This window comes from Leptothermofonsia sp. ETS-13, from assembly GCF_049200465.1.
GTDB lineage: Bacteria > Cyanobacteriota > Cyanobacteriia > Leptolyngbyales > Leptolyngbyaceae > Leptothermofonsia.
This window is the reverse complement of sequence record NZ_CP120836.1, coordinates 2198457-2212289: the sequence shown is the minus strand read 5'-3', so window position 1 is coordinate 2212289 and position 13833 is coordinate 2198457. Positions and strand designations below refer to the sequence as shown.

Below are 13833 nucleotides of genomic sequence, written 5' to 3'. Positions count from 1 at the left end.
CTCCCAGGTTATGAGCTACTGTCTCAACCCTAGCTGTCGGAAGCCTCAGAATCCGGACAAAATTCAGTCTTGCCGGAGCTGTGGAGCGAAACTGCTGCTCAAAGATCGCTACCGACCTATCAAGCCTATTGCCCAGGGTGGTTTTGGCAGAACGTTTCTGGCGATCGATGAAGATAAGCCTTCCAAACCGCGTTGTGTCATCAAACAGTTTCTGCCCAATTCCCAAAGTACTCATCACGTCAAGAAGGCCGCCGATTTATTTGAACAAGAAGCTCTCCGTCTAGAAGAGCTTGGTAACCATCCGCAAATTCCTGCCCTGCTGGCCCACTTTAGCCAGGATCAGCATCAGTACCTGGTGCAGGAGTATGTCAATGGCAAGACCCTCGCCGAACTGTTGCAAGAGCAGGGGGTGTTTAGCGAACCCCAAATCTGGGAAGTCCTCATCAGTTTATTGCCAGTCCTGGAATTCATTCATTCCCATGGGGTAATTCACCGGGATGTGAAGCCCAGTAATATTATTCTGACTCCGGGCAGTAAAGCTGGCAGAGGACGGGCGAACTCTGTCGATTGGGCAGGGATGCTGCAAGCCCTTTCTGTTGAAACTGCACAGGGTTTTCGGGATATGCTGAATCGCCAGCAACGGTTTAGTGAATTCCTGAGTCAGGGTCTGGCAAAACCACCCCGAAATATGGACTTGACCGACTATGGACGCTGGCAGCAGATAGCAACCCTGTTTAGCAGCTATCCTGACCTCACCTACTCTCAACGGCAATTTTTGGTGGCTGATGCCAGTCGGCTGCTCTATGAAATGCGCCGCAAGTATGGGCTGAAAAGTGGTAAAGCTTTGAGTGGGCAGATGGTATTGGTGGACTTTGGGGCTGCAAAAGCCGCCGTTGGTACAGCCTTGATTAAAACCGGAACAGCCATTGGTAGCCCGGAATATCTGGCACCGGAACAGGCCAGGGGGAGAGCTGTTTTTGCCAGTGATCTCTATAGTTTGGGAGTGACCTGTGTTCATCTGCTGACGGGGCGATCGCCCTTTGACCTGTTTGATACCAGCCAAAACGCCTGGATATGGCGGAATTTCTTGACCAGTCCAGTGAGCAAACGGCTGGGACGAGTTCTAAGCCGGATGCTGGAACCGGGATTGAGCCAGCGCTATCAGTCTGCCGCTGAGGTTTTGAAAGATCTGGAAATTCAGTTGCCTTTATCAACTCCTCAAACTTCAGGGGCTGACATTCTCTCTGCAATCGTCCAGGCTAAACGCCCCCGAAATCCTGAAGCTGTTCCCACTGCCGCAGAAACCGTTCCGAAGCAGCTAGCCTCTGCTAGACAATCGAAAGCGAAGATCCGTACGCCCCAACCTCAGAACTGGCAATGTGTCCATCGATTCACTAGTTCAGGCAAGGTGTATGCGATCGCCCTCTGCCCCACCGCTCCTATCCTGGCAAACACAAGCGGCACCACTATCAAACTCTGGGAGATCCAGGCAGCTCAGCCTATTCGCCCTCTGACCGGGCATCTCGACCTCATCTATTCCCTCATCGCTAGCCCGGATGGTAATTTGCTGATTAGCGGTAGTGCAGATAAAAGCATTCGACTTTGGGATTTGCACAGTGGGCAACGGTTGGGCAGCCTCAACCTCCATACTGATACTGTCCTTAGCCTGGCCATCAGTCCCGATGGGCACATTCTGGCGAGCGGCAGCCTCAAAGATCCGATCAAATTGTGGGATCTGATTCATCAGCGCGAGAAGGGCGAATTGCAGGGGCACCCTGGGCGGGTTGATTCTCTGGCATTCAGCCCTGATGGCAATCTGCTGGCAAGTGCAGGGGGAGAGGCTGTAATCACCGTTTGGGAGATGGATACGGGGCAACCAGTGCGATCGCTCAAAGGACACACCCAAACCGTCTCTACTCTGGCCTTCAGTCCTGATGGTAAAACCCTTGTCAGCGGCAGTTGGGATGGCACGGTTAAGCTGTGGAGCACCCAAACCTGGCGCGAAAAACGCACGCTTCCACCCGAATCCGGTCGCATCTATTCTCTGACGTTCAGTCCCGATGGCAAAATATTGGCGATCGGCAGCGAAATCCTCAAACTCTGGAATCCCCGCACTGGCAAAGAAATCACAGCCCTTGCTGGACATGCTTCCATTTCAGCCGTGGCTTTCGCCAGTAACACAACCCTCGCCAGTGCCAGTTGGGACGGTACAATCAGAATCTGGAGAATTAAGGGGTGAAAGGATGGATGGGTGAGCGAGTAAGGGCGTGAGGGAGTAAAGAACCGTCACCCTATCACCCCGTTCCCCTATTCCCTTCTCACGCCTCCTCACTCACTATAGCTGTCGACAGGCTGCTTAGGACATTGGCTTTAAGGGATGTGGGGGCTTTCCCCCCAGAGCCAGGGGTTCAGAGCCAGGGGTTCCACCCCTGTACCCCATCCTAAGCCTGGTGGCTGTGGCCATATCACTAACAACCAATAACTGACAACTAACAACTCTTCTCTATGGTGAGCGAAATTAAAGCGGTTTCAGGAAAGGGAATTCCCCTGGTGGGTAACGACATTGATACGGATCGGATTATTCCTGCTCGGTTTTTGCGCTGTGTGACCTTTGATGGGTTGGGAGCGCAGGTATTTGCGGATGACCGGGCTCAGGCAAATGGGCAGCACCCGTTTGACTTACTCCAGTACCAGGAAGCTGAGATTTTGGTGGTCAATGCTAATTTTGGTTGTGGTTCCTCACGGGAGCATGCTCCTCAAGCACTGGCTAAGTGGGGAATTCGGGCGATCATCGGTGAGAGTTTTGCCGAAATTTTCTCTGGCAACTGTCTGGCGATGGGCATTCCCTGTGTCACGGCTGACTCCACAACAGTAAAACAACTTCAAACGTTTCTCACTGAAAACCCCCAGACTTCCATGACCGTAGACCTTGAGTTAATGCAAGTTCACTGCGGTGACTTTTCTGCTCCCATTTCAATGGGTGAAGGTGCCCGTATGATGCTGATTACAGGCACCTGGGATGCCTGCGGTCAACTGGTTTCCCACACTGATCGCATTCGAGCAACTGCAGCCAGCCTGCCCTATATCTGTTGGTCAAGGGGTGAGTTAGTAGGGGGTAGGAGAAGTGAGGGGTGAGGAGGGGAGGGAGTGAAAGGGTAACAGGGTGATAGGGTGACGGTCCTTTACTCCCTTACTCCTCCACCCCTCCACCCGATTCTCCTTCCCCTCCCCTTTCACTTCTCGCCCTTTACCCAATCATGCCAGTGCCTCAGGAGTTCGGCGACGGGGCTGGCATGGGCGATCGCCCCTCTGGGCAGATGGGGAAAATCTCCGTCAAAGATCTCTGAAATTCCCCAGAAGCAGGCTTCCTGGCAGAAATGGGTAATCAATGGCTGGAGATCGAGGGGGAGGGGTTGTCCCTTTTCCACGTAAAACCGCTGCCAGGCGCGAATGAAGGGCCCTAAAAGCCAGCTCCATACGGTTCCCTGGTGATAGGCCAGGTCGCGATCGCGGGGGGGGCCTTCGCAACGTCCCTGATAGGCAAAATCGGCTGGGTCCAGGGTGCGGAGTCCGTAGGGGGTGAGGAGGCGATCGCACGCAACCTGCAACGCCTGCTGCCCCTGTTCGGCGGTAAAGGCACAATGGCGCAGGGAAAGCGCAATGATGGCATTCGGACGGATCGTCATATCCAGGCGATCGTCCGGTTCAATTCGGTCAAACAGGTAACCCTGTTGAGCATTCCAGAACTTTTGGAGCGAGGCTTTGACTTCCTGGGCTTGCTGGGCATAACGGCGAGCCTGGTTTTTTAAGCGCTCTGCATTAGGAACTTTTGGAGTTTCGCTGAGCCGGGATGCCCACTGCTCTGCCCAACACAGTGCAGAGTACCAGAGTGCGTTAATCTCTATGGGTTTGCCATTCCGCGGTGTAACGGGTTGTCCATCCACCAGCGTATCCATCCAGGTCAGGGCAATGCTGGCATCATCCCAGGTGATCAATCCATCTGAAGCATCAACCCGAATGCCGTGCAAGGTTCCGGCGGTAAAAGCTTTATAGATTTGTTTAACAATGATGTACTGTTCTGCCAGAAAGTCCCAGTCCTGAGTCGCTTCCAGGTATAGCCCCAGAGTTTCAATCCACCAGAGCGAGCAATCAATGCTACGAAAAACAGGGTCTTCTCCCCCTTCTGAGAGTTCATTGGGAATCAACCCCTGGCAGCAGAGGCGACCCAGGCGAATCAATAGTTTACGGGCCAGGGCATAGCGCTGAGTTGTGAGGGCAAAGCCCGGTAGACATAGCAGAGTATCGCGGCTGCGATCGCCAAACCAGTGATACCCCGCCATGATGGTAGGCATCGTTGCAGAGGTTTGATAGACCAGAAACTGGTCACTTGCCCGTAGCAGGTGTTCCCAAATTTCAGAATAAACTCCTACAACGTGGGGTAAATGCAAAAACTCCCGATCCAGCCGCTGCTGTTTCGCCAGAACCGCTTGATCAAACACGAGTGAGGTCAAATTTGCTAGCGCCTCAGTCGGCAACCCTACCCTTGCTTCTAGTGTCAGAGTGTCTCCCGGTTGCATTAAAACCGTGAGATAGCCAGGGCTGTAAAGGTCTTCCAAATAATCCAGCCCACGCTTAGCTTCCTGAGGGTAGTAATAGTTCCAATACCAGACGCCTTCTGGCTGGTAGTGCCCATGACTCCAGCGCAACTGCCAGGGGGTACCCGGTTTGCCAGTCTTTCCTCCCTTCAGCGCTTGTAGAAAAATCTGATTAGCCCCGACTAATTGGGAAAAGGTCAGGTCGGGGTCTTGCTTTTGTAGATAGTGAAAATCGCGATCGCCAATCAACGGGCGTAACCGCAAAACCCCAAGCTGGCTGCCGGTATACTGATACTGCACCAGCACCCGATTGGTCACCTGAGGTTGAGCTGGGGTAAACCGCGGATCACCGCCCTGGTGAAGTAACCCATAGGGCATAGCAATTTTGCGGCTCACCTGCCAGTCCCCATGACCCCAAATCCAGGTCGGTACCGGGTCTGCACTAAAAACACGGAGCAGTTGATAGCCTAGAGGGTCTATCTTGCCCACTTTCCAAAAATTGGTTCCTAAGGCAAAGATTTGACCAGCCACCTCCAGGCTGGCCTCCAGGTGGGATAACAGCAACGTCCGGCGGCTAGGCGGGTCTAGAGCGGCAATCAGCCAACCGTGGTAGCTGCGGGTGCGGGCATCACAAACGGTACCACTGGCAAAACTGCCCAATCCATTGGTCAGCAGCCACTCCCGCGTATCCAGGTCATCCATTCCTTCAACAATCATCCGTACACTTATACCGGTTTAAATAATCTTGACGGCAGATGCCTTAATGGAAGAAGCCAGATTTATTCTGGCTCCTGGCTTCTGGCTTCTCAAATCCTTGATCTGTCGCATTGAACAATCAAATTGCTATTACTGTTAATTGTTGTTAATTGTTTGTCAGTCTTAAATCATCCTGACTACCCGGATGCACGGAGAGGCTGATGCACTCTGGAATAGCAGGAGACCCTTTATACCTTGCTTTTTGAGAAGACAATTCTAGTGCATTCAAACCAAATTCTGGTGAGGATTTCCCGTCCCAATGCAAAAAATTTACGGATACTCCCCAATCATCTTCTTCTTAAAGATTTCTTACTCAGAATCGTTATGACTATGATATATTCGTAACAGTTTTTCATTATAAAGTTGCTGTAAATGCGACTTTGTGATGAGGAGACTGATTACTCTTCTCTAACCAATAGGCGCACCCACTACAAGGAGGCTACTACACTCATGCATCAAGAAGGATGTTTGCGAGTCGGGCAAGCGGCTCCCGATTTCACTGCAACTGCTGTTGTCGATCAGGAGTTCAAAGAAATCAAATTGTCCGACTACCGTGGTAAGTACGTTGTTCTATTTTTCTACCCCCTTGACTTTACCTTTGTTTGTCCTACCGAGATCACGGCATTTAGCGATCGCTACGACGAATTCAAGTCCCTGAACACTGAAATCCTGGGTGTATCTGTTGATAGTGCATTCTCTCACCTCGCCTGGATTCAGACCGATCGCAAATCCGGCGGTGTTGGCGATCTGAACTACCCTCTGGTTGCTGACATCAAAAAAGAAGTTAGTGCTGCCTACAACGTCCTGGTGCCCGAAGAAGGAATTGCCCTGCGTGGACTGTTCATCATTGACAAAGATGGCATTATTCAGCACGCAACCATCAATAACCTTGCCTTTGGCCGTAGCGTGGACGAAACCCTGCGCACCCTGCAAGCCATCCAGTACGTTCAGTCTCACCCTGATGAGGTCTGCCCTGCAGGTTGGAAGCCCGGTGAAAAGACCATGAATCCTGATCCCGTCAAGTCCAAGGAATACTTTGCAGCTGTATAGCGATTCCATTGGATTGAGGAAGGCTTTTCCCGGTGGGAAGAACCTTCCTCAACTCTCCTTCTTCACAAACAATCTGAAGAAACGAATTAACGTGTAGGGTGAACAGTGCTTGCCCTACACTTTTTGGATCAAAAAGCAAAATGGTGGAGCGACTCTCCGATATATCCAGACTAATCGCGACGACCGTCATAGGATGTGACGTCCTGCATCAGACAGCGCTCCAAAAGCTCAATCGAATGGATCCGCCAAAATACGCGAGGATTGAGAACGGTCTTGATATAGGGATCAAAGACAGGCTGATTGAGGTATTTCCAAATGGGAAACTGAACTTTTTTGAACTGTGAGAACATATGAGGACTTCCAACGAGCAGGACTGGGCAACATCAACCGGGAGTCAATAGCTACTACAAGCTACTACAACTGACTGATGATAGGAGCAAGGGCGATGCCTCAATCTAGGCCTACCACTCGCTCTGATCCGTATGGCTACTGATAGTAAAACAGGGGTAGCCTTTATGCAGGGAATTACTCCTCCGGTTGGTGATCTGCCAGTACAACAATGGCAGAATCTTTTCCGAATCCCCTGGTAAGGATTGCGGAATCTCTCTATCTCCAAGGTCGGGGGATCTGTAATTCTATGGAGGCGATGGAGAAATGTGGGTCCTCGCGCGCACCGCACGTGATGTCTGCGATCGGTTTTAGGTTCGTCAAACTTTCTGCGGCAATGCTGAAAAGGGCGTCGAGGGAGTCAAGGCTTCGAGGAGCCGGGCATCGTTTCCAGGACATCCCTGACCATTTCTAAGCGACCGTTTCGAATCCCTGTGACCCTGCCTGGACAGACGGCACTAGAGTCCAACCTTCCAGCCTCAGCTTTTGATAGGTGGCCCACCCTTTAGAACCTTTGGGAACACGGTGATCCGGAACAGCGTACTGGGGAAAGCTAGTGTAAGGACGCCAGGGTTCGTGGGAAGCCATGCGCAGGTGTAAGATTTTGGTTCCATCCGATCCCAGCCTGGGTAGCCAACACATTTCTTTTTGCATCAGATGCCTCTCTTTAGTAAGCTTTGATCTGCATCTTGACAAAATCAGCAGTTTTATGCGTTCCCCGTCGAGGTACTCTTGAGTGCGGTGCTATAGCATAGCTACACAGCTCAGAACGGTGCAGGGGTTCCACCCCTGGCTGGGGGCGAAGCTCCCACTCCCTCTCTAATTCCAATGTCCTAATGCACCCGCGTAGAGCTATAAATGGTAATTGGGGGGTTGCCAAGCTGGTCGTGAATGGCCAGGTTGGATTATCTGAAATCACGTTGATCTGTGTCATGCCAGAGACCAAAGTTTGCAATCTTGAAGTGGAGAGATTGCTCTACTACACTCCCCGGCACCCAGCACAGATCAGAACAAAATTGTTCCACATGCTGCCCAGCTTGATTCGACACTTTCCACTCCCGCCCCACCAATGGTTCTATCTCACCCGTTGCTATTAAACCTTTGGCTGAGGAGGCATGGGCTAGCAATCGTTTTGCTTGAATTTGAATGATAGGTTGATCTTGATTATCAATGAAGTCCGCTTGTCCATTAAATAAATCATATTTGTCATCCTGTTTCTCAAGCGACTTCATCTCAACACATCGCACATCCCCCCAGCCATAGCCGCGTTCGCCCCCAAATTGCAGCTGATGGCAAGCCTGTTGCCAAGCTTTTGTCCATTCGGAGTCACAACCCTTCTCAAACACATAACCCACTAGATAAACCTGGTTCCCTTCATCCAATGTGCGGGGTGAGAGAAACTCCACTTCATGCAACAGTCCTTCATCTGCTGTTTGTTGCGGATAACTCAAAGCAGTGCTGGCATAGCTACTCAGAAACCGACGGCGAAATTGACTCTCATTCTCCCAAGGAAAGTGGATCAGGTAGTCTCCTTTCACTTTTGTTACAGGATAGAAGTAAGTGTATGCCAATGACTCATTGACTTTCTTCCCGATGTACTGATAATCCTCTGACTTGGTTGCTGGTTTATTGTCCTTCTCACACTGATGGCGGGTCAGCCGCATGGTCAGGGCACCCCAAAAGGAACGCCCTGGCACATAGGAACGGTGCGCTGCACGTTGCCCACTTTGCCGCAGCCAATGTGCATCGGGGACTTGAGCTTAAACACCACGCGATAGGCTGTCCAGGTCACGGAGTTACCTCCTGCTCATTTTTCTTCTCTGGTTCCTAACGAGCCTTTGCCCCATAACGAGCGTAAATCAACATCTGCTCCAGGGTTTCTTTGGTCAGCAACAAGCGCTCCAAGTCTTGAGTTATATGGTCAGTAACGTGCTTCAAAACAACATCAGCACTTAAATCAGGCTTTCCGTTTTCCATCGGTTTCTTCCAGCCAAAACCCAATTTCTCTAAAAGACTAAGCATCTCATCAACTACCACCTCACGGTTATCTTTTCCTTTGCCAGTAGGTAGAGAAAGCAGGCGTAGACACCATCTTCTTGCAATACCCCTAATGTTTTGGTGACAGTAGCTTCTATATCAGCCTTAGCTTTTTGACTACTGCTTGGGCATGTTGGGCAGCAAGGCGATCGAGGTTTATCAGTTGATCATTCATGATTGGTTATCTCCTGTGAATGAACCACAGAGGCAGAGAGTCTAATTTTCTCGGTGTTCTCCGTGTCTCTGTGGTGCTTTATCCAGATGACGTAGTAGTTAGTTGAGCTTCCTGAGAGGGCGATCGGTTTGTAACTGCCTAAACCACTCTTCAATCTCCACCGTTATTGGCTCACCGACGACAGCCATCCGCCCAAACCCGCGTGTGCCCATGCCACCCACGCCTAGCCACTCAATCATACGGAACCCTGCTTTCACAACCTCGAGTGGATGGTTCCAGGCACCACCGGGTATATCTTTCTGAGTTTTGAAAGTCTTGTTTTTAGGAAAAGGATATGGACGTTTTGAGGGCTTGCCATTTTCTGTTCGTTACCATTACCCTCGTGCTTCTCGTCTTCTGCCTGTCCCACACCATAATCATCCAACACCACCTCGGCGGCGAGGAACGTAGCGCGGGGAGGGCTTCGTAGGTGAACAGCGCTCCTTCTTCCGCTGCACCTGTTTCAGGACTAATAGCAACCGATGTTCGGACTTCCAGGTTGCTATTCACGATATGGCTAAAGAGTGAATCCTTGACCAAGACAATTCTTTTAATCACCTGCCACCGTGGTTCATTTTGCCAATTCTGGAGTGGTGTCACTGTTACTTCCCTGCCACACCGACCATTAGCCATCCCAGATTGAGTGGGTCAGTGCGATTCCAGGTCAAGACCGCCTGATCTGTATTCCAGGCATTTGGCAGATTACTCACATCAAAGCCTGCCTCCTCTAGCCGCTCTACCGTACTCACCCACACTGGACCCACCATCGAATGCACCGGGAATAGCAGCACGTGGGCATCAAAATATTCACGACACCGGAATAAATCCTTGCCTTATCGGTGTCGTTGTCATTAGGGATTTTTGATGTAGCCAAACGTATAGCAAACAGGATTCTCATCAGGATTTTCAATCTTGTCATGGCTCTGTCCAGCTGCTTCTGGGGTTTCATACAACTGTGCTGCATACGATCGCGCTGCCCCATGCAAACTGGTGCCAGGAATTTTGGGAATTTTGGTGCCCGGTTCTCGCACAATGCTGTTGTCTACCCGTCCCAGGCGGTAGCCGCCAGTGCCGATATGCACCGGGTCAAGGGTCATAAACAGGTAACGTTGCCGTTTATAGGTTGCCATTGGGGTTATCCTTACCGCTGTTTCAAAATTTCCATATACAGGTCTGCCAAGTCTGCCAATTCGCCTCGTACACCAGCGTCGATGAGTTGCTGGCGTTCCTGCTCAGAGAAATCTCGCCATTTCTTGTCCTTGCGCCATGCAGCATTCGCCAGGGTATCTTCGACAAACTGCTTAAATACGTCATCGGTCAGCGCGCCATTTTTCTCATCTTGCCCATACCAGGTCTCACGGGTGGCTTCAATGGTGTGAATCACCTGATGTCGTTGCGAAGTTTCTAGGGTTTTCAGAATCTCCCACAATTTCTCAAAGCGATCCAAATCTTCTAGATAAAAGGGGCGAGTGCGGCGGGGACGGCGACCAGTTTTTTCGTCGTAGTAAATCTCGAAGCGGCGGGCGGTGCTGTCGAGAAATTCAAAGTCGAAGGTGGAGGGGGTAAAGTAGATCTGGTCTCCCTCTCGTAAATCTGCTGCATGAACTAGCCAACAGGGGGTTGTTTCACCGGGTCGCAAGCTCTTGATCGCGCGTTGCCGCCCATTCACTTTGCTGTCATCTCCATTTGTTTCTAGAAAGACATAGGGATACCAATTATCATCAGTCGAACCATCGCCCATTTTGATGGGGATGTACCAAGTGATGGTGCGATCGCTCTGAGTTAAGTTCAGAGTAATAGTCTCATCAAATTGCTTCGTACCATTTGCTAGCTCTTTCTTGTCGTCGGGTAGTTGTCCCTGAGTCTTTGACTGTACTTGCCAGAGTTGCTGATTATCAGGTGCTTTGTAGTTCAACATCTGTCGCCCAGCATCCAAAGCCGACCGTAGCGGGGTACGACGCTGAAAATACACAATACCTAAATGCAGCGGCAGGCGGTTCCTCACCTTACCCATCTCCCGTTCATATTTGGTTTGGATCGCCTTAACCACTTCCAGTGACTTATCTGCCGGAACCAATGCCATAAAGGTACGCGGTTTAGCCAAGATGGGAATCGCTGTCGAATAGGTAACATCTTGGTGATCGGTTCTATCAATGTACCGATTTGCCAGTAGATTTTGATTTTGCTCACTGACAGTTACATCAGGATTCTTGAGTTTGAGAGGCCGCCTGTGTACAACAAACTCTGATTTCATATGATCTTCTACAAAAATTGCTGCGGTAGCTGGATCGGTGAATACTGCTTTATCTGCCTTAAGCTGACGAGCAGTGTAACTGAGATTATCTGTTGAAATTAAATATCCACCACTGCCATCATTTTGAAGTGGATACCAAGCTACACTCAGTTTGGTAATACCTAAATCCAGTTCATAGACATGGAAAGGGAGAAGATTCGGTGTTTGATCCAGATAGAGGAGTAACCGTTGGCGAGAATCAGTCAGAGAGTGTTTGAAATCAGCCTTCACATCTTTCCAAAACTGACGGGTCGTTTCCCAAATCCGTCGAATTCGGCTAAAAGATGGATTCTTGACCACACTTCCTGAACCTGAACCAGGAACGTTTAGAACGAGAGATTTAACCAATTGACCGCTTAACCAGTCACCTAGATCAAAGTGACCCGTGATGAGAGCAAGTCTTGCATTTATATCAGCTACTTCATCGATCCAGATTGTTTTCTTTGATTGCTTGGTAGCCCATGATTGACATCTACCCAGTCGCCGTCTCTCACAAATTTCACAAACCTTGCGGGAAGAGAACCTGTCTGTTTTAGCTTGGGGACGTAACCCGCAAACTGTGCAGATATCAGCTACATTTTCTGTTAACCAAAATAGGTTTATTTCTTTAGATGACGGTGGTGATACAACAGTTTGAGCCAGAACCTTATCAACTGGAGGAATTTCATTTGGAGAGATTGCTCAGTCGATTTCTTAGTTTGCCAGTCCGGGTCTTGTCCCCACCACGCAGTGCTGTCTAGTTCAACAATCGGAGTAATCTCTCCTCCAAGAGCTAGATTGTGATCGTTTCTCAATGTTCCTTGCTTAAACGCCTGCAAAATCAACGTATCTAGCGTTTTGTTACTCTTATCTGTAAAACTCAACAGATTTGGCAAATCAGCTACGACAAAAGACTACCATTCTCGTCTCGATACACTTCATTCCCTAAAGGATATTCTTCTTCCAGGAGATGACGAACTTTATCGAGAGAATCGTTTAAGATGTCTTGTCTACTCAACAAGTCGGGAAGCCTGATAACGTTAGTGATATATTCAAGTCCATTCACTCGAATGCTCAATAGCCGCCAACGTAGATCGAGAACGAACGGAATTTGCTCTTGCTCTAATAGCAAGGCACCAGCAATCGCAGCCTTGTAGAGTGCGCCTACTAATGTTCCCCAATCCCACAAACTGACCTCATTAATAGGTCGTCGTGTATCTGCACCAACTTGGGTGAATAATTTACTAATTGAGCCAATGAGATTCGCCCGACCACTGATCGAATAATTTGCAAGTATTGTCCACGGCAGAGTCCAAAGTCTAGCTGTTAGATCACTGGGAATACCTTGTTCAAGACCAAAGGGAGAACTGGTTTGTACATCAGCGTGGTTTTGTTCTCCACCTGTAGGTTCTTGTTTGTCAAAGTGGGGGTGTTGTGACAACGAGATAAAAATTGTAACAAAAGTGAAGCAGAGTTTTGACCTAGCTTAAGTTTCTCATCAGATAGCCACTGTCTATCATCAAGCAAAATTTCTAATTTTTCTCTTTCTATGTGACTACTAGAGAAATAAAATTCTAGTAAATTTGGATTCGATAGGATACCAGGAAAACCTTTATTCTCCAGTTCTTGAGCAAGTTGTGTGCGTGGTGGTCGTTGATTTGGATCGTGAGAACATTTACGGTAGTCATGTAACCAGCCGATCGCTTCAGCCAGTAAAATTGCCTGACGATGGTTGACCAGAGTTTCGAGTTGGCTCATGCCTGCCCTCCTTCAGATTGCCTCAATTCCTGAGTCACCATCTCAAATACCTGCCGTGCCACTGCTAGCACTTCCTGAGCATCGCTGGCTTCTGGCAACCCTTCCGGTAGCGAACCGGGCAAGGCATCGGGGTGGCGAGTAAGAATATAGAAGAGATCGAGGAGTTGAACGTCTAGGGCGATCGCAGCCAAAGGATTTGGATCAAGCAAATTCACCGAATCTCCCAGTCGATGAGTGCGGGGTGGAGTTTGCCCCTGAGCAATCAGCAGAGCTTTGGTTGTTTTCTCTGCACATTGTTGAGCAGGGAAACATACCTGGTTATACAGATTTTCTGTCATTGCCAACTCCGCCATCCGTAGATCTTCACGGGCAAACGCTAGCCAAGAGTCACACTCTCTGCCCATATAAAATCCTCCCTTTGTCCACAATTTCATCGCGTACAAAAGCCCGATCTTGACACAACTGATCAAACTCATCATGCGTGTAGACCAACACATCCAGCCCGACTCGTGGCTGTAGCAACCGCAACACCTCTTTGGTGCGATCCAGAAAACGTTGATTGGTTTCTTTAACGATCGCTAGGTCAATATCAGACCATTCATGCATGGCACCAGTCGCCATTGAGCCAAACACCCAAATTGATTCAGGATTATAATCCTCACATAATACTTTCACATAGCGATGAATCTCTGCTTCCAAAAGTTGCTGACGAGTTGTTGTATTTAATTCAGGCATTGCTGCTATTCTCTGTAAGCTGTCAGTTG

Annotated in this window: 18 protein-coding genes; 3 read left to right on the top strand and 15 right to left on the bottom strand. The window is 49.6% G+C overall.

Annotated elements, in window-relative coordinates; translation table 11 throughout:
* Positions 1 to 10 precede the first annotated feature (10 nt).
* Both P4D80_RS09955 and leuD read left to right on the top strand, forming a co-directional pair.
* Positions 11 to 2239 (top strand): protein kinase domain-containing protein, encoded by a 2229-nt coding sequence (locus P4D80_RS09955; RefSeq protein WP_421658981.1) that lies wholly within the window; start codon positions 11 to 13, stop codon positions 2237 to 2239.
* A gap of 266 nt (positions 2240 to 2505) precedes the next feature.
* Entirely contained in the window at positions 2506 to 3135 is a 630-nt protein-coding gene (leuD, locus tag P4D80_RS09950) for a 3-isopropylmalate dehydratase small subunit (protein ID WP_421658980.1), read from the top strand.
* Positions 3136 to 3233: 98 nt separating this feature from the next.
* On the opposite strand, the gene P4D80_RS09945 is transcribed toward leuD, so the two are convergent.
* Positions 3234 to 5312 carry an amylo-alpha-1,6-glucosidase gene (locus tag P4D80_RS09945; protein ID WP_421658979.1) on the bottom strand — a complete coding sequence of 693 codons (2079 nt, stop codon included), beginning with the start codon at positions 5310 to 5312 and terminating at the stop codon, positions 3234 to 3236.
* A 489-nt stretch (positions 5313 to 5801) separates the two neighbouring features.
* On the opposite strand from P4D80_RS09945, the gene P4D80_RS09940 reads away from it, so the two are divergent.
* Positions 5802 to 6401, top strand: a complete 600-nt coding sequence (locus P4D80_RS09940; RefSeq protein WP_421658978.1) for a peroxiredoxin — start codon at positions 5802 to 5804, stop codon at positions 6399 to 6401.
* Positions 6402 to 6571: 170 nt separating this feature from the next.
* On the opposite strand, the gene P4D80_RS09935 is transcribed toward P4D80_RS09940, so the two are convergent.
* From P4D80_RS09935 to P4D80_RS09870, 14 genes are all read right to left on the bottom strand, one after another.
* Positions 6572 to 6751 carry a hypothetical protein gene (locus P4D80_RS09935; RefSeq protein WP_421658977.1) on the bottom strand — a complete coding sequence of 60 codons (180 nt, stop codon included), beginning with the start codon at positions 6749 to 6751 and terminating at the stop codon, positions 6572 to 6574.
* A gap of 448 nt (positions 6752 to 7199) precedes the next feature.
* Entirely contained in the window at positions 7200 to 7442 is a 243-nt protein-coding gene (locus tag P4D80_RS09930) for a hypothetical protein (protein ID WP_421658976.1), read from the bottom strand.
* A gap of 251 nt (positions 7443 to 7693) precedes the next feature.
* On the bottom strand, positions 7694 to 8452 hold the full coding sequence (locus tag P4D80_RS09925; protein ID WP_421658975.1) for a hypothetical protein: 759 nt from the start codon (positions 8450 to 8452) through the stop codon (positions 7694 to 7696).
* A gap of 2 nt (positions 8453 to 8454) precedes the next feature.
* Positions 8455 to 8580, bottom strand: coding sequence for a hypothetical protein (locus P4D80_RS09920; protein WP_421658974.1), 126 nt, complete (start codon positions 8578 to 8580; stop codon positions 8455 to 8457).
* Positions 8581 to 8615: 35 nt separating this feature from the next.
* Positions 8616 to 8810 carry a hypothetical protein gene (locus P4D80_RS09915; RefSeq protein WP_421658973.1) on the bottom strand — a complete coding sequence of 65 codons (195 nt, stop codon included), beginning with the start codon at positions 8808 to 8810 and terminating at the stop codon, positions 8616 to 8618.
* A 288-nt stretch (positions 8811 to 9098) separates the two neighbouring features.
* The gene (locus P4D80_RS09910; protein ID WP_421658972.1) at positions 9099 to 9239 is read right to left on the bottom strand and encodes a hypothetical protein; all 141 of its coding nucleotides are present in this window, start codon (positions 9237 to 9239) and stop codon (positions 9099 to 9101) included.
* Between the two features lie 82 nt (positions 9240 to 9321).
* A complete protein-coding gene (locus P4D80_RS09905) occupies positions 9322 to 9672 on the bottom strand; it encodes an RAMP superfamily CRISPR-associated protein (protein ID WP_421658971.1) in 351 nt (116 codons plus the stop codon).
* The gene (locus tag P4D80_RS09900; protein WP_421658970.1) at positions 9642 to 9806 is read right to left on the bottom strand and encodes a hypothetical protein; all 165 of its coding nucleotides are present in this window, start codon (positions 9804 to 9806) and stop codon (positions 9642 to 9644) included. Before P4D80_RS09900 ends, P4D80_RS09905 begins: the two co-directional genes overlap by 31 nt.
* 84 nt (positions 9807 to 9890) lie before the next feature.
* Complete coding sequence (locus tag P4D80_RS09895) at positions 9891 to 10169, bottom strand: RAMP superfamily CRISPR-associated protein (protein ID WP_421658969.1); 279 nt, start codon at positions 10167 to 10169, stop codon at positions 9891 to 9893.
* 11 nt (positions 10170 to 10180) lie between these two features.
* A complete protein-coding gene (locus P4D80_RS09890; RefSeq protein WP_421658968.1) occupies positions 10181 to 11632 on the bottom strand; it encodes a hypothetical protein in 1452 nt (483 codons plus the stop codon).
* A 580-nt stretch (positions 11633 to 12212) separates the two neighbouring features.
* On the bottom strand, positions 12213 to 12443 hold the full coding sequence (locus tag P4D80_RS09885; RefSeq protein WP_421658967.1) for a hypothetical protein: 231 nt from the start codon (positions 12441 to 12443) through the stop codon (positions 12213 to 12215).
* A gap of 194 nt (positions 12444 to 12637) precedes the next feature.
* A complete protein-coding gene (locus P4D80_RS09880; protein WP_421658966.1) occupies positions 12638 to 13069 on the bottom strand; it encodes a hypothetical protein in 432 nt (143 codons plus the stop codon).
* A complete protein-coding gene (locus P4D80_RS09875) occupies positions 13066 to 13473 on the bottom strand; it encodes a HEPN domain-containing protein (RefSeq protein WP_421658965.1) in 408 nt (135 codons plus the stop codon). Before P4D80_RS09875 ends, P4D80_RS09880 begins: the two co-directional genes overlap by 4 nt.
* Positions 13457 to 13804, bottom strand: coding sequence for a nucleotidyltransferase domain-containing protein (locus P4D80_RS09870; RefSeq protein ID WP_421658964.1), 348 nt, complete (start codon positions 13802 to 13804; stop codon positions 13457 to 13459). Before P4D80_RS09870 ends, P4D80_RS09875 begins: the two co-directional genes overlap by 17 nt.
* Positions 13805 to 13833 lie beyond the last annotated feature (29 nt).

Coding starts and splice junctions, on each gene's coding strand:
- P4D80_RS09915 (WP_421658973.1), bottom strand. CDS start 8,810: ATGCTTAGTCTTTTAGAGAAATTGGGTTTTGGCTGGAAGAAACCGATG.
- P4D80_RS09900 (WP_421658970.1), bottom strand. CDS start 9,806: ATGGTGGGTCCAGTGTGGGTGAGTACGGTAGAGCGGCTAGAGGAGGCA.
- P4D80_RS09945 (WP_421658979.1), bottom strand. CDS start 5,312: ATGATTGTTGAAGGAATGGATGACCTGGATACGCGGGAGTGGCTGCTG.
- P4D80_RS09875 (WP_421658965.1), bottom strand. CDS start 13,473: ATGGGCAGAGAGTGTGACTCTTGGCTAGCGTTTGCCCGTGAAGATCTA.
- P4D80_RS09895 (WP_421658969.1), bottom strand. CDS start 10,169: ATGGCAACCTATAAACGGCAACGTTACCTGTTTATGACCCTTGACCCG.
- P4D80_RS09870 (WP_421658964.1), bottom strand. CDS start 13,804: ATGCCTGAATTAAATACAACAACTCGTCAGCAACTTTTGGAAGCAGAG.
- P4D80_RS09940 (WP_421658978.1), top strand. CDS start 5,802: ATGCATCAAGAAGGATGTTTGCGAGTCGGGCAAGCGGCTCCCGATTTC.
- P4D80_RS09935 (WP_421658977.1), bottom strand. CDS start 6,751: ATGTTCTCACAGTTCAAAAAAGTTCAGTTTCCCATTTGGAAATACCTC.
- P4D80_RS09880 (WP_421658966.1), bottom strand. CDS start 13,069: ATGAGCCAACTCGAAACTCTGGTCAACCATCGTCAGGCAATTTTACTG.
- P4D80_RS09905 (WP_421658971.1), bottom strand. CDS start 9,672: ATGGCTAATGGTCGGTGTGGCAGGGAAGTAACAGTGACACCACTCCAG.
- P4D80_RS09955 (WP_421658981.1), top strand. CDS start 11: ATGAGCTACTGTCTCAACCCTAGCTGTCGGAAGCCTCAGAATCCGGAC.
- P4D80_RS09930 (WP_421658976.1), bottom strand. CDS start 7,442: ATGCAAAAAGAAATGTGTTGGCTACCCAGGCTGGGATCGGATGGAACC.
- P4D80_RS09910 (WP_421658972.1), bottom strand. CDS start 9,239: ATGATTGAGTGGCTAGGCGTGGGTGGCATGGGCACACGCGGGTTTGGG.
- leuD (WP_421658980.1), top strand. CDS start 2,506: ATGGTGAGCGAAATTAAAGCGGTTTCAGGAAAGGGAATTCCCCTGGTG.
- P4D80_RS09925 (WP_421658975.1), bottom strand. CDS start 8,452: ATGCGGCTGACCCGCCATCAGTGTGAGAAGGACAATAAACCAGCAACC.